Origin of the sequence: Spinactinospora alkalitolerans (assembly GCF_013408795.1) — a bacterium.
GTDB lineage: Bacteria > Actinomycetota > Actinomycetes > Streptosporangiales > Streptosporangiaceae > Spinactinospora > Spinactinospora alkalitolerans.
The window spans coordinates 2,150,758-2,173,756 of the sequence record NZ_JACCCC010000001.1 but is presented as its reverse complement, the minus strand read 5'-3'; the positions used below and the strand labels follow the sequence as shown (position 1 = coordinate 2,173,756).

Below are 22,999 nucleotides of genomic sequence, written 5' to 3'. Positions count from 1 at the left end.
GGCCACGCCCTGCGGGCGTGGCCACTTCTCGTCGTTGCCGGTATCGCCGGTCAGGCGCGTGAGGCGCCCGGGTGGCGGCGCTCGCCGCCGCGGTAGGGCTTGCGACCGCCGCGGCGGTCGTCACCACCGCGCCAGGACGACGGGCGGTCCTCGCCGCGCCGACCGGGGCGGTCGTCGCGGAACGGGCGGTCGTCGCGGCGCGGGCGGTCGTCGCGGAACGGACGGCGCTCGCCGTCGGCGCGCTGGCCGCCGCGGCGGTCGTCGCCGCGCGGGGCGCGGTGGCCGCCGTCGCCGCGCTCGCCGAAGTCGCGGCGCGGGCGGCCGTCGCGGTCGCCGCGGGAGCGCCGGTCACCGAAGTCGCGACGCTCGCCGCGCGGGCGGCCGCCCCCGTAGCCGTTGCGGCGCTGGCGCGGACCACCGCGGCCGCGACCGCGGCGCTCGGGCTCCGGCGGCTCGATCCACGGCTCGTAGGAGGGCTCGCGGGCGCCGGTGACCTCGGTCAGCAGCTCGTCGCCCGGGTTGACCAGGTGCTGCTTGGCGTCCACGCCGGCGTCGACGAGCAGTCGGCGGGCCTGGCGGCGCTGGTTGGGCGCCACGATGGAGACGACCCGGCCGGACTCCCCGGCGCGCGCGGTGCGGCCGCCGCGGTGCAGGTAGTCCTTGTGGCCGGTGGGCAGGTCGATGTTGACCACCAGGTCGATGCCGTCGACGTGGATGCCGCGCGCGGCGACGTCGGTGGCCACCAGCGCCTGGATGCGGCCCTCGCGGAACTTGGCGAGCGTCTTGGTGCGCACGCTCTGGGTCTTGCCGCCGTGCAGCGACGCGGCCGGGACACCGGCGTTGACGAGCTGCTCGCTGATGCTGTCGGCCCGGTGCTTGCTGCGCACGAACAGGAGGGTGCGGCCGTCGCGCGCGGCGATCTGGGTCACGACCTGGTTCTTGTCGCGCGGGAGCACCTTGAGCAGGTGGTGCTCCATCGTGGTGACCTGCGAGACCGGCGGGTCGACCGAGTGGGTGCGCGGTTCGTTCATGTAGCGGCGCACGAGCTTGTCCACGTCGCCGTCCAGCGTCGCGGAGAACAGCAGCGTCTGGCCACCGGGGCGGACCTGGTCGAGCAGCTCGCTGACCTGCGGCATGAAGCCCATGTCGCACATCTGGTCGGCCTCGTCGAGGACCGAGAGCACGACGTCGGAGAGGTCGCAGGCGCCCTGCTCGATCAGGTCGCTGAGCCGGCCGGGGGTGGCGACGAGCACGTCGACGCCGCGGCGCAGCTCGTTGATCTGGCGGGTGTAGGAGCTGCCCCCGACGACGTCGCCGATGCGCATGCCGAGGGTGTGCGCGTAGGGCTCGAGGGCGTCGCGCACCTGGTGGGCGAGCTCGCGGGTGGGGACCAGCACCAGGCCGCGCGGGCGGCGCGACTCCGAGCGCTGCTGACCGGCCAGGACCAGCACCGGCAGGCCGAAGGCCAGGGTCTTGCCGGAGCCGGTGCGGCCGCAGCCGAGCACGTCGCGGCCGTCGAGGGCATCGGGGATCGTCGCTGCCTGGATCGGGAACGGGTTGGTCAACCCGTTCTGCTGCAGCTTGTCGACGATCTTCGCGGGCAGGCCGAGATCACCGAAAGCAGGGCATGCGGCATTGTCCGTCAAGTGACGTAAACCTTCCTCATCAATGGCGGCGTTTCGAGGAAGGCTTCGGGGCCACAGCGGCAACCGCGAAGAAATCACACAAACGCGCCGGATAACGCGACACGGGGGTTCAGGAGAGCTTCCCCCGGCGCCAGACGGCCCGGCGCGCCGGATGCGCGCAGCATGAATTGACCGCCTGGAGCAGCGTACTAGACAACCGGTCCTAACCGGTAAGCGGTTCCGGATATTCCCGGCGTGGTCCACGCCACGCGGCGGAGCCGGTCGGGCGGCGGGGCTCTCAGCCCTGGGCGCTGAGGGCGATGAGGCGCTCGACCTGGGCGGCGCGCTCGGCCCGGGCCTGCTCCTCCAGCGTGTTGCCCTGCGCCTGGAGCAGCAGCGCCTTGGTGGCCGCCGCGGCCTCGGCCGGTGCGGCCAGCAGCGCGGCCACGAGGTCGGCGACGGCGTCGTCGAGGTCGGAGCCGGGGACCACGAGTTCGGCGAGCCGCAGTTCGCGGGCCTCCTCCGCCGAGACCGTTCGCGCCGTCAGGCACAGCTCGATCGCGCGGTTGACGCCCACCAGCTCCACCAGCGGTTTGGTGCCGGTGAGGTCGGGCACCAGGCCGAGAGCGGGCTCCTTCATGCACAGCTTCGCGTCGTCGGCGAGGACGCGCAGGTCGCAGGCGAGTGCGAGTTGGAAGCCGGCACCGACGGCGTGCCCGCGCACGGCGGCGACGGAGACGATGTCGGGGCGGCGCAGCCACAGGTAGCCCGCCTGGTACTCGGCGATGCCCTCGTCCAGGGCCGCCCGGTCCCGCGGTCGCGTACCGGCCTGCCGGAAGAGGGACGTCTCTCCCGATACTCCTTCGGGGCCGAACATGGCGAGGTCGATTCCGGCCGAGAACGACGGCCCTTCGCCGGTGATGACCACAATACGGACAGATGAGGGCAGGCTATGGCCGACATGGGCCAGGGTGGTCCAGGTGCGGCCGGTCATGGCGTTGCGCCGCCGGGGTCGCGCGAGCGTGATCGTCGCGACCGCGCCGGCGGTGTCCAGCTCCAGCCGCAGTCCGGCCGCCGCCAGATCCTCGGCCGAAGGGATCGCCGCCTCCGCCATGCACACCTCCGCCTCCCCCGCTCACCATGACCGAGCGGGATTCGGTTCACCGTTGACGGCCCTCACAGTAACCCCTCGGGGGCGGCGTGCTCCTCTCCGGGGGTCGGACCGGCGGCGGGCACCGCGCCAGGGCGGGTCCGCGAAGGTATTCAGGCAGGTCAGAGTCTGTTTCGTGCCCTCAGTTTCTAGGATCGGCTTCTGCGCGTGGCCCCGCCGCGGCCCCGCAGGCTCACCCCCGCCTCCGTGAGCAGGCGGTGCACGAAGCCGTAGGACCGCCCCGTCGAGGCGGCCAGCGACCGGATGCTCTCACCGCCGTCGTACCGTTTCTTCAGCTCGGTGGCGAGCTGCGAACGCTCGGTTCCCGTCACGCGGGTGCCCTTTCTCAGGGTCTCGGCCACGAGTACCTCCTGTGCTCTTGGCGACCGAAGCGACATTGCAGCCCATGATCAGTCATGGGGCGTCGGCTGGCTACCCACCGGCACCGGAAAAGAACGCGTGTCGGCCCTTCGACCGTATTTCGGACACGTCGTAACCGAGACCGTAAAGCGCGGCATGGCAACGCGGGCGGCGCTCTGCGCCGCCCGCGTCCGGGGTCGGGAAAAAGGTCGGTCCGGGCTCTGTCAGGCCAGGGCGATCAGGTCGGTGAACTCGGCGTTCCACACGTCCTCGACCCCATCGGGCAACAGGATGACCCGTTCCGGCTGCAGCGCGTCGACCGCGCCCTCGTCGTGCGTCACCAGCACGATGGCCCCCTTGTAGTTGCGCAGCGCGCTGAGGATCTCCTCGCGGCTGGCGGGGTCGAGGTTGTTGGTCGGCTCGTCCAGCAGCAGCACGTTGGCGCTGGAGACCACGAGCGTGGCCAGCGCCAGCCGAGTCTTCTCCCCGCCGGAGAGCACGCCGGCGGGCTTGTCGACGTCGTCGCCGGTGAACAGGAACGAGCCCAGCGTCCGGCGCGCCTCCACCTCGGGCAGGTCGGGCGCGGCGCTCATCATGTTCTCCAGCACCGAGCGGTCCACGTCGAGCGTCTCGTGCTCCTGGGCGTAGTAGCCCAGCCGCAGGCCGTGCCCCTCGGCGACCTCGCCCGTGTCCGGCTTCTCCACCCCGGCCAGGATGCGCAGCAGCGTGGTCTTGCCCGCGCCGTTGAGGCCGAGGATGACCACCCGGCTGCCCCGGTCGATGGCGAGGTCGACGCCGGCGAAGATCTCCAGCGACCCGTAGGACTTCGACAGCCCCGAGGCCGTCAGCGGGGTGCGGCCGCTGGGCGCGGGGTCGGGGAAGCGCAGCTTGGCGACGCGGTCGACCTTGTGCTGGCCCGACACCGAGCCGAGGATCCGCTCGGCGCGGTTCTGCATCTGCTGGGCCGCCTTGGCCTTGGTCGCCTTGGCGCGGAACCGGTCGGCCTGCTTCTGCAGCGCCGAGGCCTGCTTCTCGGCGTTGGCCTGCTCGCGCCTGCGGCGGCGCTCGTCGGCCTCGCGCTGGGCGAGGTAGGCCCGCCAGCCCATGTTGTAGATGTCGATGACGCAGCGGTTGGCGTCGAGGTAGAAGACCTTGTTGACCACGTGCTCCACCAGTTCGACGTCGTGGCTGATCACGATCAGCCCGCCCTGGTGGGACTTGAGGAAGTCGCGCAGCCAGATGATGGAGTCGCCGTCGAGGTGGTTGGTCGGCTCGTCCAGCAGCAGCGTGTCGGCGCCGCTGAACAGGATGCGGGCGAGCTCGACCCGGCGGCGCTGACCGCCGGAGAGGGTGTGCAGCGGCTGGGAGAGGACCCTGTTGGGCAGTCCGAGGCCGGCCGCGATGGAGGCCGCCTCGGACTCGGCGGCGTAGCCGCCCAGCACGTGCAGGCGCTCCTCCATCCGGGCGTAGGCGCGCACGCCCTGGTCGCGGCGCTTGGGGTCGTCGGAGGCCATCTTCTCCTCGGCGACGCGCATCTTGCGCAGCACCTCGTCCAGGCCGCGCGCCGAGAGCACGCGGTCCAGGGCGATGACGTCGAGGTCGCCGGTGCGCGGGTCCTGCGGGAGGTAGCCGATGGTGCCGCCGGTGGTGACCCTGCCCGAGGAGGGCGACGCCTCGCCGGCGAGCACCTTCGTCATCGTCGTCTTGCCGGCGCCGTTGCGGCCGACGAGGCCGATGCGGTCGCCTGCGGCGACGCGGAAGCCGGTGGGCTCCAGCAGCAGCCGGGCGCCCACGCGGAGTTCAAGGTCAGAGGCGGTAAGCATGAAGGAGGACTTTCTGCGACGTCGTGCGGGACGGGGAACGGGCGGCCTGGCGCCGGCGGCTCAGCCGATGAGGGGGCGAGCGACGCGGGCGCCTGCGGGTTTCAGTCCGGAATTCCACGCACGGACTCGAGGGTAGCCGCTCCCCGGTCCGCGCGCACACCGGCGGCACCCGCCCCGGGCGTCGGCGCCGCCGGACCGTGGCGGTCCGGCGGCGCGCGGAGGGTCCGGGCCGGTCCCTGGCGTCAGCGCTTGCGCTTGCCGCCGCCCTCCTGCTCCTGCTCCTGCTTCGTCGCGGAGGTCTCGGCGGGCACCGCCGCGGGGGCCGGGGAGTCACGGTCGCCGGCGGCGGCCGGCTCGGTCCCGGCGCCGTCGGCCGCGCCGCCCGCGGCGATCCGCTGCTTCTCGGCCCCTTCCGTTCTGGAATCGGCGAAGGGCCGGTTGCGCAGCAGGGCTGCGAGGACCGCGGCCACCGGGGTCGCCAGGAACGCGCCCGCGATCCCGGCGACGATCGAGCCGATCGTGATGGCCAGCAGCACCACCGCCGAAGGCAGGTCCAGCGACTTCCCGTAGACCCGCGGCGCGAACAGGTTGCTCTCCAACTGCTGGATCAGGATGGTGGCGCCGACGACGATCAGCGCGATGATCCAGCCTTCGGCGACGAAGGCCACCAGCGCCGACAGCAGACCCGAGGCGAAGGCGCCGACCACGGGCAGGAACGCGCCGATGAAGGTGAGCATGATCAGCGGGATCGCCAGGTTGGCGTCCAGCACGATCAGCAGCACGATGCCGATGAGGACGGCGTCGAAGAGGCCGACCAGCGCCACCCCGCGCACGTAGCGGCCCATCACGCCGTAGGTGATGTCGCCGGCGGTGCGCAGCGCGCCGCGGGTGTTGCGGGGGAACAGCTCGCGCACCCACTCCATCAGCTTGTCGCCGGAGTGCACGAAGTACACGGTCAGCACGATCACCAGCACCAGGCCCAGCAGGAACTCGCCGACGACCACGGCCCCGGCCCACGCGCCGCTGACGATCTGGCTGCGGTTGTCCTGGAGCTGGCTCCAGCCCTGCTCCAGCAGGCGGTTCAGCGTCGTGGCGTCCAGGCCGAAGCTCGCGGCGATGCCCTCCAACTGGGTGATCGCCTCGCCGACGCTGGCCACCAGGTCCTGGAAGCCGGCGACGGCCGGCTGCACGATCACCGTGATACTGCCGCTGAAGACGATGAGCGCGGTCAGCATCACGATCGTGGTCGACGCTCCCCGGCCCAGCCCCTTGCGGCGCAGCCAGTTGGCGAACGGCATCAGCAGCGCGGTGAGGAAGACCGCGAGGATGACCGGCAGGACGACGACCCGGATGTAGGTGGCGCCCCACAGCAGCAGCACGATCACCGCGCCGATGATGAGGATCCGCCAGGCCGCGTCGCTCACCCGGCGCAGCAGGTCGTCCTCCTCATCCTCGGGCTCGGCGACGACGACCTCGACCTCCTCCCGGGGCTCCTCCGCCGCGGCCGCGGGCTTCCGCCTCCTGAAGAACGACCACTGACTCGGTCGTGTCAATTGCACCCTGGCCCCTTACTCCCGTCCGACCAACGTCGGTCCATCGAACCCCCTGCCGCGCCCCGCGCGGGCGTCACCGCCGCGCCGGCCGGTACGACGAACGTACCCCGCCGGACCCGCGACGTCAGATCTGCCAGGGCTCCCGGCGCACCTCGCTGGAGACGATCTCGTTGCCGAAGGGAGCCAGCGCCACCGGGATCATCTTCAGCGAGGCCCAGGCCATCGGGATGCCGATGATGGTGACGGCCAGGCCGATCGCCGTGGCGATGTGGCCGATGACCAGCCACCAGCCCGCGACGATGATCCAGATGACGTTGCCGACCATGCTGCCGGCGCCGGCGCCGGAGCGGCGGACCAGTTCCCGGCCGAACGGCCAGAGCGCGTAGTTGGCCATGCGGAACGACGCGACGCCGAAGGGGATCGTGACGATGAGGATGAAGCAGATGACGCCGGCGACGGCGTAGCCGACGGCCAGCCAGAATCCGGCGACGATCAGCCAGACGATGTTCAGGATGAGACGTAGCAGCGCCACGGTGGTGCGTCCCCTTACTCGATGCCTCGTGTGCCGCCGACCGGCGCCGGCGGTCCCCGTTGTTGTCCTCGCGGGCGCCCGGGCGCCGAACGCGCCCGAACACCCTGCTTTCCCACTACCTAGGACGTTCCAGGATCATGCGCCGTTCCCGCCTCGGACCCGCAGAGCTCCCCTAAGGGGGCGCGGTCGGTACAGGGTGGTGCGGTGGCTCTCCTCCGCACGCGGCGGTCACGTCCGGATCACCGGCCGGACAACGGCCGGCCAAAATTCCGCCGCCCTCCGGTGTGGCGCCTGGCCCGGAGGGGGAGGCCATGTTTCGTGGACAAGACGCGAGAATCCGAGGTTTGCGCGTCCGCTCCGGCGCGCGCCGTCCCCTCACCCGCTCTCACGGGGGAGGACCCCGCACCCGCGTCGGACCCTCCGATCGGAACCGAGGCGCTCGACTCCGTCGACGCCGCGACAATGGACGAACTGCTGCGCCGAGTGCGCCGGCGCCCGGACCCGCTTCCCGGGTGTCCGCCGCGGCGGCGAGCCGAACCACCCGACAGGACCTAGGACGTCAAGACCCGTGCGTATCACCAAACTGGGACATGCCTGCGTGCGCCTGGAGCAGAACGGCACCACCCTCGTCATCGATCCGGGCGCCTTCAGCGAGCCCGACGCGGCCGTGGGCGCCGACGCCGTCGCCATCACCCACGAGCACCCCGACCACTTCGACATGGACCGGCTGCGCGCCGCGGTCCGGGCCAACCCGGACCTGGAGATCCACACCCATCCCGGCATCGCGGCCGGGCTCGGCGAGCTCACCGAGGCGGGCGCGCGGGTCCACGAGGTCGGGCACGGCGACGCCCTGGAGATCGCAGGCTTCGACGTGCACGTCTACGGGGAGCGCCACGCGGTGATCCACCCCGACATCCCGGTCATCGCCAACGTCGGCTTCCGGATCGGGGGATCGGGCGGGACCGGAGCGGTGTTCCACCCCGGCGACGCGCTGACCGTGCCCGAGGACCCGGTGGAAACGCTGCTGCTCCCGCTGCACGCGCCGTGGCTGAAGATCAGCGAGCTGATCGACTACGCCCGCGAGGTCGGCCCGCGGCGCGCCATCGCCGTACACGACGGCCTGCTCAACGAGACCGGAGCCGGCGTCTACGCCAAGAACATCATCGCCCTGGGCGTGGCGGGGGGCGACTACGAGCGCCTGGAGCCGGGCGACAGCCGCGAGCTGTAGGAAAAGGGAACATTCCGCTCCCCGCGGGCGTTGTGCCCGTGGGAAGCGGTCATGTCCGGAACGTTCCGCACGACCCCCGGAAAACGCCCGGTGACCCGGATGTGACTCGCGCATCAACCGCGAACCCTGGCCAGACAGCGAAAAACGGCATACGATGTTCCACATCCAGTGCATGCACTGGATCCTGCGATTCCGTCGAAAACTGGACAGACCACCGAACAACGGTCTACTCGAGCCAGATTTCGATAACGGTTGAGCGAGTAATTTCGCCACCCCCCGTGCGCAATCGGGAGTGGGGATGGCATGATTACGTACCGGCTCGCAGGGAGAGCGTTTCCGCCTCCGCAGCCTGTCGCGTGAGCGCCCGCCGACCTCGGCGGATCTGCGCCACCGTGGTCTCAACCACACCGGGAACACCGAAGGACGGCATGGCGTTTTCGTCATGCTGGGTGCTCACGCTGCACGACCCAGTTTTATGACTCAGCTTCTGACAGCTTACTAGTGATTTCAGTAGAGGTGGTTCAACCATGTCTCAGGTACGTCGGCAGGCCGCGCTGCGCCCCCGCCCGAGCTGGGGCTGGCAGGATGCCGCCGCGTGCCGGGGCGAGGACCTTGTGCTCTTCTTCGGCCCGGACGGCGAGCGCCAGCCGGAGCGGGAGATCCGCGAGCGCAAGGCCAAGGAGATCTGCGCTCAGTGCCCTGTTCGCACCGAATGTCTCGACTACGCGATCTCGCGTCCCGAGAAGTACGGCACGTGGGGCGGCCTGAACGAGGACGAGCGCGCGTCCGAGCGCCGGCGCCGCATGCGCCGCGCCAACGCAGCCTGATCAACCGCCCGCCCCGGGCGAAAATCGCGGCGACGACCATGTCCGCGACGACGATTCTCGCGATGTCCGTCGGGCGCACTCCCCGGTCGGCTCCTTCCCCCGGATTCGAAGAAACCGGCCCGCACCCCCCGACGACCGCTCTGGCGGCCGCAGAGTCCGCTTCCCGTGGCGCCCCGGCGACCTCCTCGCCGAGGGCGCCGCGGTTTTCTCCGGGCCTCTCCCGCGGCCTCCTTTCGGCGGTCGCACGGCTCACAGGGGGCGCCTCGGCCGCACGACCGCTCCGGCGCCCCGCAGCTCGGCCAGCACCGCGGTGACGCGGTCGTCGGAGAGCTGCTCGAAGTCGCGGTACCACTCCCCCACCGCGTGGAAGTTCTCCGGAACGGTGAGCGCCACGAGGTGGTCGGCCTCGGGGCGCAGCGCCTCCACCGCGGCCTCCGAGGCGACGGGGACGGCCAGCACCAGCCGCGCCGGGCGGTGGCGCCGCACCATGCGCAGCACGGCCCTGGCGGTCCCGCCGGTGGCCACGCCGTCGTCCACGACGATGACGTCCCGCCCGCTCAACCGCGGCGCCGACCGCGCGCCGCGGTAGACCTCCAGGCGGCGGGCGAGTTCCAGGCGCTCGGCCTCGACGACGGCGCTCAGGTGCTCGCGCGATATCCGAAGTCTGGCCAGCGTGGAGTCGTCGAAGCAGACGTGGCCGTCCTCGGTGATGGCGCCGACCCCCAGTTCGGGATGGCCGGGCAGGCCGATCTTGCGGACGACGATGACGTCGAGCGGGGCCCGCAGGCTCCGGGCGAGCTCGGCGCCGACCGGCACGCCGCCCCGCGGCAGGGCCACCACAATGGGGTCGGCCACCGCGAACGCGCGCACCCGTTCGGCGAGCCGGCGTCCTGCCTCGGCTCTGTCGGTGAAGGGCAGCGATACGGGTAGCGGATTCACAACGACCTACCGCATGGCTCGGCACGGAGAAAGTGCTACGGGCATACCCGCTCCACCCGGCCGCGCAACCCCAGCGAACCCGTGAATCTCGCCGGGTTCAGCCGTGGTCGGCCGCGGAACGCGCGCCGCCCCTGCCGGGGAACGGGCCCATGGCCCTGCGGAAATCCCGCTCCAGCACCGACATCACCAGCGCGTCGTGGCGGCGCCCCTCCCACAGCAGCGCGTCGCGCAGCCGTCCCTCGACGGCGAACCCGCAGGCGCGGTAGGCGGCGATCGCCCGCATGTTGAAGGCGTAGACCTCCAGTGACACGCGATGCAGGCCGATCCGCTCGAAGGCGTACTCCAGCAGCAGCCGGGTCGCCTCCCTGCCCAGCCCGCGGCCGGTGAACTCGATCGCCGAGAGCGCGATGCGGTAGGCCGCGCTCTCGTTGTAGCGGTCGACGTCCATGAGCGAGAGCTCACCGAGGTGCCGGTCGCCGGCCTGCTCGATGATCGCCAGATCCAGTCGGTCGGGCTGCGCGGCCCGCTCGGCGCACCACTCGCGGACCTCCCCCAGCGTGAAGATGCGGTGGGTCCCCATCAGACGGCGGGTCTCGGGGTCCTGCGTCGACTCATAGAGCGCCTCGGCGTGCTCCTCGGCCAGTGGCACGAGCCGGACATGGTCGCCGGAGAGGGTCGGTTTCTCGCGCAGCGCGCTCATGTCGATCATCAGTCAGGACTCCGGATCATCGTGCTGGGGCCGAGCGTGGGATCGCCTGATCGGTCGGGGGAGGAACCGGTCGATGGGGTTCGCGCGGACGGACAGGGGGTGAGGGGCGGGGCGGCAAGACGCTCGGAGGATCATATGTAGGGGAGGCACCGCCGTCGCGCAACCCCTGATCGTGCCGACGGCGCCCCGGTTCCCTTCGGCGGACGAAAACCCCTCCCATGATCGGCTGTGTTCCCTTATGGTCAAGGAGATCCGGCGCACGATCCCGCCGCCATCCGTTCTACCCGAGTCGCGCCCGTCGCGCATGGGAGCGTTCACAAGAATGGCCGGTGCCGGACTCCGCCCCCGTGGAGAGGGAGGGACACGGCACGGCATCTGGAGGTCGAGTGGGCGCGGACCGGCAGGCCCTCGCGGGACCGGACAGGGTGGCCACGAGAGCGCGGCTCGCGGTCGTCGGGCTCTTCTTCAGCAATGGGTTCGCCTACGCCAACGTGGTGCCGTGGCTGCCCGCGATCAAGGACGACCTGGGGCTGTCCAACACCGCCCTCGGCACGGCGATCGCCGCGATGCCGCTGGGCGCGCTCCTCCTGGGGATGCTGGCCGGTCCCCTGATCGCACGCCTGGGCAGCGGCCGGGCCTCGGTGCTCGCCGCCGTTCTGCTCGCCTGGGTGCTGCCGCTGGTGGCGCTGGCGCCCAACTGGCCGGCGCTGGCCGCCGTGCTCTTCTGCATCGGCACGCTGGACTCCTGGACCGACTCGGCGATGAACGCCCACGGGCTGCGCGTGCAGCGGCGCTACGGCCGCACCATCATCAACACCTTCCACGCCGTCTGGAGCGTCAGCGCCGTCGGGGGCGGCCTGCTCGGCGCGGCCATGGCGGGGCTGCGGGTCCCGATGCCGGCGCACCTGACCCTCGTGGCGGTCCTGCTGACGGCGGCGGCGCTGTCGGCGGCCCGGTTCCTGCTTCCGGGCCCCGAGCACACCGAGCGCGGCGCCGCCTCGGAGACCCCGGCCCCGGGTGCGGCGCTGCCGCTGCTGGTGCGGTCGGCCCCGGTGCTGCTGGCGCTCGCGGCCCTGCTGATGATGGCCGGGGGCATCGAGGACTCCGCGGCGTCGTGGGGCGCGGTCTACATGCGCGACGAGATCATGACCTCCGCGTTCCTGGCCGGGCTGCCGTTCGTGGCCTGCCAGGGGCTGATGACCGTGGGCCGATTGACCGGCGACCGGCTGACCGACCGCTTCGGGGCGGTCGCCGTGACGCGCACCGGCGCGCTGCTGGCCGCGGTCGGCCTGGGAACCGCGTTGCTGTTCCCCACGCCGGCCACCGTCATCATCGGCTTCGGGCTCTCCGGCCTCGGCGTGGCGACGCTGTTCCCGCTGGGCCTGGCCGCCGCCGGCGACATCCCCGGCGTGCGCAGCGGCGACGGCGTGACCATCGTGGCCTGGCTGGCCCGCGTGGGCTTCCTGTGCTTCCCGCCGCTGGTGGGCACGGTCGCCGACGCATCCTCGCTGGGTACGGGCCTGCTCATCATCCCCGTGGCCGCGCTGGTCGCGGCCCTGCTGGCCGGCAGCCTGCGCCCGCGCCCCCCGAAGGCGCGGCAGACCTGACAGCGTCCCCGGGCACCCTAGGCGCAGGTGTCGAGCATGTCGTCCAGTGCGTCGTGGTCCTCGGAGGCCAGGGCCAGGTCGTAGCGGTGGGTCACGTCGATGTAGCGGATGGCGTAGGAGCACCGGTACTCGGCGCGGGGCTGCCACTCTCCGGGGCCGGAGTCGCTCTTCTGGCCGTTGGCCGGGCCGTCGGCGGCGATCAGGTTGCCGGGGTCGTTGGCGAACTCCACCCGGCGGTCGCGGTCCCACTCGTCGGCGCCCATCCGCCAGGCCAGCGACAGCGGCACCACGTGGTCGATCTGGACGGCCTGGGGATCATCGCTGGTGAACTCGATGCGCTCACCGGTGTAGGGGTCGTCCAGGACGCCGTTGACCACCTTGCAGTCGGCGTCGGCCGTGACGGCGTCCAGGTCGCGGGCGAGCACGTCGTTGCGGGTGGAGCAGCCGTTGTCGTCGGTGTCGATCCAGCCGTCGCCGAACTCCTCCCGCTCGTAGTCGCCGCGGGAGTCGGGGACTGCGACCTCGATTCCGGCGAGCCGCTCACGGGCCTCCTCCGCTTCGGCCGCGGCCGGGGCCTGCTGCCCCGATCCCCCGGAGCCCGACTGACCGGAGGTGCCGGGGCCGCCGGTGAGGCCGCGCAGGGCGTCAAGGAGGTTGGTCTCGGTCAGCGCCGAGACCAGAACCGCCAGCACGACGATCGCGAGCACCGAGGCCAGGCCGCCGACCAGGCGTCTGCTGCCGGTTCTGCCGGGACGGGACGAACGTGCCATGGGGCTCTCCATCTGTTCGGCGCGGGGAGGGGCGGCCCCGGGCGGCGGGGACCGGTCGGCAGAATCATGCCGGACGACGCCGCTGCCCGCACAGTCGCGCGGCGGTGGCTCCGGTCTCACTCACCCTTGCGCGACACCAGCGGGTCGGCTCCGGGACGCCCGCCGCCGTCCGCCTCGGAGCCGCGCACGGGCCGCTGGGTCGGCACGTCCGGCTCCTCGGTCCGGGGCTCCCCCTCGTTCCCGGGGGACGCGTCGCCGGGCTCCTCCTCCCCCGGCCCTCCGGCCGCGGGGATCTGCGCGGCGTCGGAGTCGGCCTCCTCCGCGGGCGCGGCACCGGCCGGCCCGCGGGCGGCGCCGTCAGCGTCTCCGCCGATCCGCTCCAGGACCTCCTCGGCCTCCGACGCCTCGGCCTCCTCGGCGATCTCGTCCTCGTCCTTCCGCGCGTCGCCGCGCTCGACCACGGTCCGCAGCGCCTCCTCGTGCCGCCGGACCAGCCGGGTCGCCCTGGCGTGCCGCCGGGCGGCGATCTCGGCCCGCGCCTCGGCCGTGGTGGCCGTCGGCCACATCGCGTCGATCTCGGCGTTGAGCAAGGAGCCGATGAGCACCGCCAGCGCCATGACGTAGAACCAGGCGAGGATGGCGATCGGCGCCGCGAGCGACCCGTAGATGGTGACCTGGCCGAAGGAGGCGTCCAGGTAGACGCGCAGCAGCACCGAGCCCAGCAGCAGGACGACCATCGCCACGACCGAGCCGGGCAGGTGCCGCCACAGGGGCGTGCGGACGGGCACGCTCAGGGTGTACAGCGCGAGCAGGCAGGTCAGCGAGAGCAGCCCTACCACCGGCCAGTAGGCCAGGTGCAGGTAGTCGCCGGCCATCGGCAGCAGGTCGCGGACCAGGTTCGGGCCCGCCACCAGCACCGGCAGCACCACCAGCGCGAACAGCAGGCCGCCGAGGTAGCCGATGAAGGCCAGCGCGCGCTGGCGGAAGTAGCCCCGCACCTCCGAGAGGCCGTAGGCGATGGTGATGGACTCGATGAAGACGTTCATGGCGCGCGACCCCGACCACAGCGACACCAGGAACGTCAGGGAGAGTATCCCGCCCTGGGCGCCGCGCAGGAAGTCGTCGACCAGGGGCGCCACCACCCTGTCGACGGTCTGGGCGGTCAGCGCGGTGGTGGCGAGGTCCAGGATCCAGGCCCGGATCTCCAGCACGGTGCCCTGGCCGAGCACCGAGCGGAGGTGCCCGAGCGTGCCGATGAGGCCGAGCAGCAGCGCCGGCAGGGAGAGCAGCGCGAAGAACGCCGACTCCGCCGCAAGCCCGATGATGCGGACCCGCACGGCCGACTTGGTCGTGCGCACGGCGAGCGTCACGGCCGCGCCGGCGCGCGGGTGGCGGGACCGCCATTCCTCGACGGCGCGTCGGGCTCGCTCCAGGTAGGCTCGCACCCTTCCCAACGTAGCGTTCTCCGCCGCTGAAAGGCGTGGTGGGCGGCGCGAACACGGCGATCCGTACCGATCCGATGGCAAAACGTGACCCAATTCCCTACTGAGGTGGTCGGTTTTACGTGACGTGCTTCACCGCGTGTCCGACCCGCCCACACCTGGACAAACATCCGTCCCACGTGCCATTGTCGGTGTCATGGCTACTGCTCTGGACCCAATGCTCTGCGTGCGTCGGCACGTGGACTTCCTTCGGGTCCGCAGTGCCATCTGTCGTAACGTCGGCTGATCCCGCCGCCGCTTCATACCTTTTTTCGCCCGTTTTCTGGGGCATCCGCGGCGCCGACGTTCTCTACCTCCTTTTTCCGCGAACTCCGGTTCCGACACGATGACGTGCGGAACGCGGTGCGCGGTGGGGTGCCCGTCGGTCGCCGCGCCCCGCGACCAGCTCGGAGGACCCCACGATGCCTCCCGCATCCGCAGCGACCGGCCACAAGCCCTCCCGACCGCGCCGCGGCGAGGGCCAGTGGGCCCTCGGCTACCGCGAACCGCTGAACAAGAACGAGGAGAACAAGAAGAACGACGACGGGCTCAACGTCCGCCGGCGCATCATCGACATCTACTCCAAGGCGGGCTTCGACTCGATCGACCCCGCCGACCTGCGCGGACGGTTCCGCTGGTTCGGGCTCTACACCCAGCGCGCCCCGGGCATCGACGGCGGCAAGACCGCGGTCCTGGAGCCGGAGGAGCTCGACGACCGCTACTTCATGCTGCGTGTGCGCATCGACGGCGGCCAGCTCAGCGCGGCCCAGCTGCGCGCCGTCGCCGAGGTCTCCACCGCCTACGGCCGCGACACCGCCGACATCACCGACCGGCAGAACGTCCAACTCCACTGGGTGCGGATCGAGGACGTCCCCGCCATCTGGGAGCGGCTGGAGGGCGTGGGGCTGTCGACCACCGAGGCCTGCGGCGACACCCCGCGCGTCATCATGGGCTGCCCGCTGGCCGGGATCGCCGAGGACGAGGTCATCGACGCCAGTGAGCAGATCCGGCAGGTCTACGACGACCACATCGGCAGCCCGCTCTTCTCCAACCTGCCGCGCAAGTTCAAGACCGCCATCGCCGGGTGCTCGGTGCACTGCACCAACCACGAGATCAACGACGTCGCCTTCGTCGGCGTGGTCGGCCCCGACGGTCAGCCCGGCTTCGACCTGTTCGTCGGCGGCGGCCTGTCCACCAACCCGATGTTCGCCCAGCGCCTGGGCACCTTCGTGCGCCCGGACCAGGTCAGCGAGGTCTGGGCCGGCGTGTGCTCGATCTTCCGCGACTACGGCTACCGCCGGCTGCGGCACCGCGCCCGGATCAAGTTCCTGGTCAAGGACTGGGGCACGGAGAAGTTCCGCGAGCTGCTGGAGAAGGAGTACCTGGGCTACGCGCTGCCCGACGGTCCCGAGCCGACGCTGGACCCCGGAACCCGGCGCGACCACATCGGCGTGCACCGCCAGCGCGACGGCCGCTTCTATGTCGGCTTCGCCCCCAAGGTCGGCCGGGTCTCGGGGACCGGGCTGAGCCGCATCGCCGACATCGCCGAGGCGCACGGCTCGGACCGCGTCTGCACCACCGCCGACCAGAAGCTCATCATCCTCGACGTCACCGAGGACAGGGTTGACTCGGTCGTCGCGGCGCTGGAGGCCGAGGACCTGGAGGTGCGGCCGAGCACCTTCCGCCGCCAGACGATGGCCTGCACCGGCATCGAGTTCTGCAAGCTCGCCATCGTCGAGACCAAGGCCAAGGGCGCCTCCCTGATCGAGGAGCTGGAGCGGCGGCTGCCCGACTTCCCCGAGCCGGTCACGATCAACCTCAACGGCTGCCCCAACTCCTGCGCCCGCATCCAGGTCGCCGACATCGGCTTGAAGGGCCAGCTCGTCACCGACGGCGAGGGCAACCAGGTCGAGGGCTACCAGGTCCACCTGGGCGGCGGGATGGGGCTGAACGCCGCCTTCGGCCGCAAGATCCGCGGCCTGAAGACCACGGCGGACGAGCTGCCCGACTACGTCGAGCGCGTGCTGCGCCGCTACCTCGCCAAGAAGGAGGACGGAGAGGCGTTCGCGACCTGGGTGGCGAGGGCCGAGGACGCCGATCTCAAGTGAGGCGCGAGCGAGGAGCGGTGAGCGCGCAATGACGGCGCGACGCGAACCCGACACAGCAAGCGGAGCGGGCGGTGCCCGACGCGCCGCCGCACGCTCCGCCCGCGCAGCGAGCGAGGAGCGGTGAGCGCGCAATGACGGCGCGACGCAAACCCGACACAGCAAGCGGAGCGGGCGGTGCCCGACGCGCCGCCGCACGCTCCGCCCGCGCAGCGAGCGAGGAGCGGTGAGCGCGCAATGACGGAGAGAGCAGCCCCCTACTACTGCCCCTACTGCGGGGACGAGGACCTGGAGCCGCACGAGGGCGACGGCGAGAAGGGCGCGGGCTACGCCTGGACCTGCGGCGCCTGCGCACGGGTGTTCAGGGTGAAGTTCGTCGGGCTTCGCAGCGCCGCGATTACCGGCACGGTTGATGGCACACAGACGGGTGGGAACGCATGAACGTCACGCTGGACGGTGCGGCACTGGCCGAGGAGGCCGCGGCTGAGCTGGAGGAGGCGAGTGCGCAGGAGATCATCCGGTGGGCCGCCGAGACCTTCGGCGACAAGCTGTGCATGACCTCCTCGATGGCCGACGCGCTGATGGTCGACCTCGTCTCCAAGGTCAAGCCGGGCATCGACGTGATCTTCCTCGACACCGGTTACCACTTCGCCGAGACCATCGGCACCCGCGACGCGGTCGAGGCCGTCTACCCGATCAACCTGGTCAACGTCGAGCCGCGGCGCACCGTGGCCGAGCAGGACCGCGACCTGGGGCCGAGGCTGCACGGCCGCGACCCCAACATCTGCTGCTACCTGCGCAAGGTCGAGCCGTTGAAGCGGGCGCTGGCCCCCTACGACGCCTGGCTCAGCGGACTGCGCCGGGACGAGTCCGCCACCCGGCGCGGCGTCGGCGTCGTGCAGTGGGACGCCAAGAAGAAGATGGTCAAGGTCAATCCGATCGCGCGCTGGACCCAGGGCGACGTCGACGCCTACATGGCCGAGCACGGCGTCCTGGTCAACCCCCTGCGCTACGACGGCTACCCCTCGATCGGCTGCGCGCCGTGCACCCGGCGGGTCGAGGCCGGCGCCGACCCCCGAAGCGGCCGCTGGGCCGGCACCGGCAAGACCGAGTGCGGGATCCACCTGTAGGGACTTTCGATGAATCCTCAGACGACCGATACCGATGTACCGCTGATCGCGGTGGCGCACGGCAGCAAGGACGCCAGGTCGGCGCGTGCGGTCGGCGCGCTGTTCGACCGCGTGCGGCGGCTGCGTCCCGGCCTGGACGTGCGGGTGGCCTACCTCGACCACGTGGCGCCCGACCCGGAGGCGGCCATCGGCCGGCTGGCCGCCGAAGGGGCCGGGGAGGTCGTGGTGCTGCCGGCGCTGCTGACGGCGGCCTACCACAGCAAGACCGACCTGCCGCAGGCCCTGGCCAGGGTGCGCGCGGCCTTCCCCTGGCTGCGTGTCCGCTACGGCGACACGCTGGGTCCGCACCCGCTGCTGGAGGAGGCGGTGCTGCGCCGGCTGGCCGAGGCCGACGTGGCCGCGGCCCCCGACACCGCCCTGGTGCTGGCATCGGCCGGCTCCAGTGACGCCGGCGCGAACGCGGTGATCGAGGAGATGGCCGCGCGGCTCGCCGCGCGGGGCGCGTGGCGCGCGGTCGTGCCGGCCTACGCTTCGGCCGCCTCCCCCACGCCCGGCGAGGCGGTGGCCCGGCTGCGCGCGGCGGGGGCGCCGCGGGTCGCGGTGGCGACCTACCTCCTGGCCCCGGGGTTCTTCTCCGACCGGGTGGCCGAGCAGGCGTTCGCGGCCGGTGCCGCGGCGGTCTCCCCCGCTCTGGGCGACTGCCCGGAGTCGGCCCGGGTCGTGCTGGAACGCTACGACGAGGCCCTGGCCCAGAGCCCCCGGCACCGCGTCCCGGTCCGCTGACCCCCGTTCCCGCACCGCCCGCCCTCCGCGACGAGGGCGGGCGGTGCTCTTTTCCGCGCGTCGCCCCGCGCCGACGGCCGTTCACGGTGCGAGCGGGCACACAAAAGTGAATTGACTTCAGTTCTTGAGTGGGTGGCCGGGTTACGCTGGGGCGGACCCGCCGCCCGCCCGAAGGGAAGTCGCCGCCCATGCCTCCCACGCACGAGGTGTTCAACCAGCCGACCCCGCTGGAGGACCACGACGTCGCCGCCGAGCCCGCGCTGACCGAGGGGCTGGAGCGCGAGGGCGGCGGCTGGGCCGGTGAGGAGCTGCACGAGCTCGGCAGGCTGGCCGGCGGCGCCCCGGCGCGCGGCTGGGGCGAGCAGGCCAACGCCAACGAGCCGGTGCTGCGCACCCACGACCGCTACGGCCACCGTGTGGATGAGGTCGACTTCCACCCCGCCTGGCACGTCCTCACCGACACCGCGGTCTCCCACGGCCTGCACGCCGCGCCCTGGGCCGACGAGAGGGCCGGCGCACACGTGGCCCGGGCCGCCAAGTTCTACGTGTGGAGCCAGGTGGAGGCCGGGCACGGCTGCCCGATGTCGATGACCTACGCCGTGGTGCCGGCCCTGCGCCACTCCCCCGAGCTCGCGGCCCGCTACGAGCCGCTGCTCACCTCGCGCACCTACGACTTCGGGCTGCGCCCGCCCCTGGCCAAGCGGGGCCTGCTGGCCGGAATGTCGATGACGGAGAAGCAGGGCGGCTCCGACGTGCGCGCCAACACCACCCGCGCCGTGCCGGGCGGCCCCGACGGCGCGCACCGGCTGACCGGACACAAGTGGTTCACCTCGGCGCCCATGGGCGACCTCTTCCTCACTCTCGCCCAGGCGCCCGAAGGGCTGTCCTGCTTCCTGGTGCCGCGGGTCCTGGAGGACGGCACCCGCAACGCGCTGTCCATCCAGCGCCTCAAGGACAAGCTGGGCAACCGCTCCAACGCCTCGGCCGAGCTGGAGTACGACGGGGCGCTGGCCTGGCCCGTCGGCGAGCCCGGGCGCGGGGTGCGCACCATCATCGAGATGGTCAACGGCACCCGGCTCGACTGCGTCATCGGCTCCGCCGCGGGGATGCGCGCCGGGCTGGTCCAGGCGGTGCACCACGCGAGCCTGCGGCAGGCGTTCGGCGGGGCGCTGATCGACGCGCCGCTGATGCGCAACGTGCTGGCCGACCTCGCGCTGGAGTCCGAGGCCGCGACGGCGCTCATGCTGCGGCTGGCCGGCGCGGCCGACCGGGCCGTGCGCGGCGACGAGTCCGAGGCGGCGTTCCGCCGCCTGGCGGTGGCCGCGGGGAAGTACTGGGTGACCAAGCGCCAGCCCGCGCACGCCGCCGAGGCCCTGGAGTGCCTGGGCGGCAACGGCTACGTGGAGGAGTCGGGGATGCCCCGGCTGTTCCGCGAGTCGCCGCTCAACTCCATCTGGGAGGGATCGGGCAACGTCGCGGCGCTGGACGTGCTGCGCGCGATGGCCAAGGAGCCGGTCTGCGTGGAGGCGCTCTTCGCCGAGCTGGCCCTGAGCCAGGGCGCCGACCACCGCCTCGACGCCGCCGTCAAGCGGCTGCACACCGAGCTGGGCGACCTCGACGCCGCCGAGTACCGCGCCCGCTCCGTGGTGGAGCTGATGGCGCTGTGCCTGCAGGCGTCCCTGCTGGTACGGCACGCCCCGGCGGCCGTGGCCGACGCCTTCACCGCCTCGCGCCTCGGCGGTGAAGGGGGACGCGCCTTCGGCACCCTGCCGCGCGGCGTGGACACCGAGGCCGTCCTGGACCGCTGCCGCCCGCGGACCTAGTGTGCTGATGGGAGTTGGAGGGCTGTGGCCGCGATCCTTTCGTTCACCGCCGCATGGCCTGGGAAGGCCGCCGTCAGCGCGCCACAGACGGCCGGGGCCTTGAGCGGCCGTGTTCCCGCGGCCTCTCGCTTCGCCGGAGGCCTCGCGCCCGGCAACAGCCCCACCAGGCCCGCAAAGACCAAGCAGGGCCGGAAAATCAGTCCCCGTCCTCCCTCATCGACGATCCAGACTCCCGGCCGCCCGCGGGACCGGTTCGCCGACGGTCGGCGAGCCGGTTCCGGTCGCGCGCATATCACCGGTTTCACCTGCGAAGCGGGCACGATCCGATGTCGATCCCGCCGATCGTGAATACTGACGGGGCCATGGCGGAACAACCATCACGTCATGCACGCGGAGGAAAGAGATAGCGACGCACATGGTGGAAGTCTGGCCCGGCGACCCGTACCCGCTCGGCGCCACCTACGACGGTTCGGGGACCAACTTCTCGCTGTTCTCCGAGGCCGCGCAGCGGGTGGAGCTGTGCCTGTTCGACGACGAGGGCGCCGAGACCCGGATCGAGCTCACTGAGAACGACGGGTTCGTACACCACGGCTACCTGCCCGGCATCGGGCCGGGGCAGCACTACGGCTACCGCGTGCACGGCCCGCACACCCCCGAGCACGGGCACCGCCACAACTCGGCCAAGCTGCTGGTCGATCCCTACGCCAAGGCGCTCGAAGGCTCGCTCACCTGGCACGAGTCGGTGTTCGACTACCACTTCGACGACCCCGCGCGGCGCAACACCCGCGACAGCGCCCCCTTCGTGCCCAAATGCGTCGTCGTCAGTCCGTTCTTCGACTGGGGCAACGACCGCCCGCCCAAGGTCCCCTACAACGAGAGCGTCATCTACGAGGCGCACGTGCGCGGGCTGACCATGCGCCACCCCGGCGTGCCCGAGGAGCTGCGCGGCACCTACGCCGGCCTGGCCCATCCCGTGATGGTCGACTACCTGACCGGGCTGGGCGTCACCGCGGTGGAGCTGATGCCGGTCCACCAGTTCATCCCCGAGCACGCGCTCGTCGCCCGCGGCCTCACCAACTACTGGGGCTACAACACGCTGGCGTTCCTGGCCCCGCACGACGGCTACGCCGCCCACCCCGGCCGGGGCAACCAGGTGCAGGAGTTCAAGGCGATGGTGAAGTCGCTGCACGAGGCCGGCATCGAGGTCATCCTGGACGTGGTCTACAACCACACCGCGGAGGGCGACCACATGGGCCCGACGCTGTCGCTGCGGGGCATCGACAACCTCAGCTACTACCGCGTCCGCGACGACGACCAGCGCTACTACCTCGACTACACCGGCTGCGGCAACAGCCTCAACGTCCGGCACCCGCACTCGTTGCAGTTGATCATGGACTCGCTGCGGTACTGGGTGCTGGAGATGCACGTCGACGGCTTCCGCTTCGACCTGGCCTCGGCGCTGGCCCGGGAGTTCCACGACGTGGACCGGCTCAGCACCTTCTTCGACATCGTCCAGCAGGACCCGGTGATCTCCCAGGTCAAGCTGATCGCCGAGCCCTGGGACGTCGGCCCCGGCGGCTACCAGGTCGGCAACTTCCCGCCGCTGTGGACCGAGTGGAACGGCAAGTACCGCGACACCATCCGCGACTTCTGGCGCGGCCACCCCGTCCTGCCCGAACTCGCCTCGCGGCTGTCGGGCTCCAGCGACCTCTACCAGGACGACGGCCGCCGCCCCGTCGCCTCGATCAACTTCGTCACCTGCCACGACGGGTTCACGATGGCCGACCTCGTCTCCTACGAGCACAAGCACAACGAGAACAACGGCGAGGACAACCGCGACGGCACCGACGACAACCGCTCCTGCAACCACGGCGCGGAGGGCCCCACCGACGATCCGGCGATCGTCTCGCTGCGCCGCCGCCAGGTGCGCAACCTGCTGGCCACCCTGTTCTGCTCCCAGGGCGTGGTCATGCTCTCCCACGGCGACGAGATCGGCCGCACCCAGCAGGGCAACAACAACGCCTACTGCCAGGACAACGAGATCGCCTGGGTGGACTGGAAGCGCGCGGCCGAGGAGGAGGATCTGCTGGAGTTCGTGCGCACGCTGGCCGAGCTGCGCAGGGAGCACCCCGTGTTCCGCCGCCGCCGGTTCTTCCAGGGCCGCCCGCCGCGCGACGGCGAACTGCGCGACATCGCCTGGCTGCGCCCCGACGGCGCGCTGATGGCCGACCAGGACTGGGGCCGCGGCGGGCGGGCGCTGGGCGTCTTCCTCAACGGCGACGCCATCACCGAGCCCGATCCGCGCGGCCGCGCGGTCCGCGGCGACTCGTTCCTGCTGCTGTTCAACGCCGGCCACGACGACGTGGAGTTCACCCTGCCCGGCAAGGCCTACGGCACCGCGTGGGAGACCGTGCTCGACACCGCGGAGCCCGACATCGGCGACCGCCCGTTCGCCCCGGCCTCCGGCACCGTCACGGTGATCGACCGGGCGGTGCTGCTGCTGAGGCGGGTCTGCGAATCCGGCGAACGGTAGCCGAGGGCCGCGTTCCCGCCG

Annotated in this window: 18 protein-coding genes and 1 pseudogene; 9 read left to right on the top strand and 10 right to left on the bottom strand. The window is 72.0% G+C overall.

The genetic code is table 11. The features are described from left to right. Positions 1–50 precede the first annotated feature (50 nt). The 6 genes from HDA32_RS09635 to HDA32_RS09610 all read right to left on the bottom strand — a co-directional run bounded on the left by HDA32_RS09635 (position 51) and on the right by HDA32_RS09610 (position 7,043). Positions 51–1,646, bottom strand: a complete 1,596-nt coding sequence (locus HDA32_RS09635) for a DEAD/DEAH box helicase (RefSeq protein WP_179642863.1) — start codon at positions 1,644–1,646, stop codon at positions 51–53. A gap of 277 nt (positions 1,647–1,923) precedes the next feature. Then, the gene (locus tag HDA32_RS09630) at positions 1,924–2,739 is read right to left on the bottom strand and encodes an enoyl-CoA hydratase/isomerase family protein (RefSeq protein WP_179642862.1); all 816 of its coding nucleotides are present in this window, start codon (positions 2,737–2,739) and stop codon (positions 1,924–1,926) included. 185 nt (positions 2,740–2,924) lie between these two features. After that, a complete protein-coding gene (locus tag HDA32_RS09625) occupies positions 2,925–3,137 on the bottom strand; it encodes a helix-turn-helix domain-containing protein (protein WP_179642861.1) in 213 nt (70 codons plus the stop codon). A 222-nt stretch (positions 3,138–3,359) separates the two neighbouring features. Next, positions 3,360–4,958, bottom strand: a complete 1,599-nt coding sequence (locus tag HDA32_RS09620) for an ABC-F family ATP-binding cassette domain-containing protein (RefSeq protein ID WP_179642860.1) — start codon at positions 4,956–4,958, stop codon at positions 3,360–3,362. A 242-nt stretch (positions 4,959–5,200) separates the two neighbouring features. Next, the gene (locus HDA32_RS09615) at positions 5,201–6,517 is read right to left on the bottom strand and encodes an AI-2E family transporter (RefSeq protein WP_179642859.1); all 1,317 of its coding nucleotides are present in this window, start codon (positions 6,515–6,517) and stop codon (positions 5,201–5,203) included. A 118-nt stretch (positions 6,518–6,635) separates the two neighbouring features. Beyond that, positions 6,636–7,043, bottom strand: a complete 408-nt coding sequence (locus HDA32_RS09610) for a YccF domain-containing protein (RefSeq protein WP_179642858.1) — start codon at positions 7,041–7,043, stop codon at positions 6,636–6,638. Positions 7,044–7,611: 568 nt separating this feature from the next. Between HDA32_RS09610 and HDA32_RS30545 the strand changes: the two genes are divergently transcribed. Both HDA32_RS30545 and HDA32_RS09600 read left to right on the top strand, forming a co-directional pair. Further along, complete coding sequence (locus HDA32_RS30545; protein ID WP_179642857.1) at positions 7,612–8,271, top strand: MBL fold metallo-hydrolase; 660 nt, start codon at positions 7,612–7,614, stop codon at positions 8,269–8,271. Between the two features lie 527 nt (positions 8,272–8,798). Then, entirely contained in the window at positions 8,799–9,098 is a 300-nt protein-coding gene (locus tag HDA32_RS09600) for a WhiB family transcriptional regulator (protein ID WP_258862676.1), read from the top strand. Positions 9,099–9,392: 294 nt separating this feature from the next. On the opposite strand, the pseudogene HDA32_RS09595 reads toward HDA32_RS09600, so the two are convergent. Together HDA32_RS09595 and HDA32_RS09590 are read right to left on the bottom strand one after the other, a co-directional pair. Continuing rightward, positions 9,393–10,037, bottom strand: a pseudogene (locus HDA32_RS09595) (phosphoribosyltransferase); the annotation flags it as partial. A 97-nt stretch (positions 10,038–10,134) separates the two neighbouring features. Continuing rightward, positions 10,135–10,746: a GNAT family N-acetyltransferase gene (locus HDA32_RS09590; RefSeq protein WP_179642855.1), complete on the bottom strand. Its 612-nt coding sequence runs from the start codon at positions 10,744–10,746 to the stop codon at positions 10,135–10,137. A gap of 386 nt (positions 10,747–11,132) precedes the next feature. Between HDA32_RS09590 and HDA32_RS09585 the strand changes: the two genes are divergently transcribed. Continuing rightward, on the top strand, positions 11,133–12,353 hold the full coding sequence (locus tag HDA32_RS09585; protein WP_376766949.1) for an MFS transporter: 1,221 nt from the start codon (positions 11,133–11,135) through the stop codon (positions 12,351–12,353). 17 nt (positions 12,354–12,370) lie between these two features. Here HDA32_RS09585 and HDA32_RS09580 read toward each other — a convergent pair whose 3' ends face one another. Both HDA32_RS09580 and HDA32_RS09575 read right to left on the bottom strand, forming a co-directional pair. After that, positions 12,371–13,123, bottom strand: a complete 753-nt coding sequence (locus HDA32_RS09580; RefSeq protein WP_179642853.1) for an HNH endonuclease family protein — start codon at positions 13,121–13,123, stop codon at positions 12,371–12,373. A 116-nt stretch (positions 13,124–13,239) separates the two neighbouring features. Further along, entirely contained in the window at positions 13,240–14,568 is a 1,329-nt protein-coding gene (locus HDA32_RS09575) for a YihY/virulence factor BrkB family protein (protein ID WP_179642852.1), read from the bottom strand. 458 nt (positions 14,569–15,026) lie between these two features. Between HDA32_RS09575 and HDA32_RS09570 the strand changes: the two genes are divergently transcribed. The 6 genes from HDA32_RS09570 (at position 15,027) to glgX (ending at position 22,978) form a co-directional block, all read left to right on the top strand. Beyond that, a complete protein-coding gene (locus tag HDA32_RS09570; protein WP_179642851.1) occupies positions 15,027–16,712 on the top strand; it encodes a nitrite/sulfite reductase in 1,686 nt (561 codons plus the stop codon). 234 nt (positions 16,713–16,946) lie between these two features. Beyond that, positions 16,947–17,150, top strand: coding sequence for a hypothetical protein (locus tag HDA32_RS09565; RefSeq protein WP_179642850.1), 204 nt, complete (start codon positions 16,947–16,949; stop codon positions 17,148–17,150). Beyond that, a complete protein-coding gene (locus tag HDA32_RS09560; protein WP_179642849.1) occupies positions 17,147–17,839 on the top strand; it encodes a phosphoadenylyl-sulfate reductase in 693 nt (230 codons plus the stop codon). The genes HDA32_RS09565 and HDA32_RS09560 overlap by 4 nt, the downstream gene beginning before the upstream one ends. A 9-nt stretch (positions 17,840–17,848) precedes the next feature. Then, on the top strand, positions 17,849–18,622 hold the full coding sequence (locus tag HDA32_RS09555) for a sirohydrochlorin chelatase (RefSeq protein WP_179642848.1): 774 nt from the start codon (positions 17,849–17,851) through the stop codon (positions 18,620–18,622). A 188-nt stretch (positions 18,623–18,810) separates the two neighbouring features. Then, a complete protein-coding gene (locus HDA32_RS09550; RefSeq protein WP_179642847.1) occupies positions 18,811–20,445 on the top strand; it encodes an acyl-CoA dehydrogenase family protein in 1,635 nt (544 codons plus the stop codon). A gap of 415 nt (positions 20,446–20,860) precedes the next feature. After that, complete coding sequence (gene glgX, locus HDA32_RS09545) at positions 20,861–22,978, top strand: glycogen debranching protein GlgX (RefSeq protein WP_179642846.1); 2,118 nt, start codon at positions 20,861–20,863, stop codon at positions 22,976–22,978. Positions 22,979–22,999 lie beyond the last annotated feature (21 nt).

Coding starts and splice junctions, on each gene's coding strand:
- HDA32_RS09630 (WP_179642862.1), bottom strand. CDS start 2,739: ATGGCGGAGGCGGCGATCCCTTCGGCCGAGGATCTGGCGGCGGCCGGA.
- HDA32_RS09620 (WP_179642860.1), bottom strand. CDS start 4,958: ATGCTTACCGCCTCTGACCTTGAACTCCGCGTGGGCGCCCGGCTGCTG.
- HDA32_RS09600 (WP_258862676.1), top strand. CDS start 8,799: ATGTCTCAGGTACGTCGGCAGGCCGCGCTGCGCCCCCGCCCGAGCTGG.
- HDA32_RS09590 (WP_179642855.1), bottom strand. CDS start 10,746: ATGATCGACATGAGCGCGCTGCGCGAGAAACCGACCCTCTCCGGCGAC.
- HDA32_RS09580 (WP_179642853.1), bottom strand. CDS start 13,123: ATGGCACGTTCGTCCCGTCCCGGCAGAACCGGCAGCAGACGCCTGGTC.
- HDA32_RS09570 (WP_179642851.1), top strand. CDS start 15,027: ATGCCTCCCGCATCCGCAGCGACCGGCCACAAGCCCTCCCGACCGCGC.
- HDA32_RS09565 (WP_179642850.1), top strand. CDS start 16,947: ATGACGGAGAGAGCAGCCCCCTACTACTGCCCCTACTGCGGGGACGAG.
- HDA32_RS09560 (WP_179642849.1), top strand. CDS start 17,147: ATGAACGTCACGCTGGACGGTGCGGCACTGGCCGAGGAGGCCGCGGCT.
- HDA32_RS09555 (WP_179642848.1), top strand. CDS start 17,849: ATGAATCCTCAGACGACCGATACCGATGTACCGCTGATCGCGGTGGCG.
- HDA32_RS09550 (WP_179642847.1), top strand. CDS start 18,811: ATGCCTCCCACGCACGAGGTGTTCAACCAGCCGACCCCGCTGGAGGAC.
- glgX (WP_179642846.1), top strand. CDS start 20,861: ATGGTGGAAGTCTGGCCCGGCGACCCGTACCCGCTCGGCGCCACCTAC.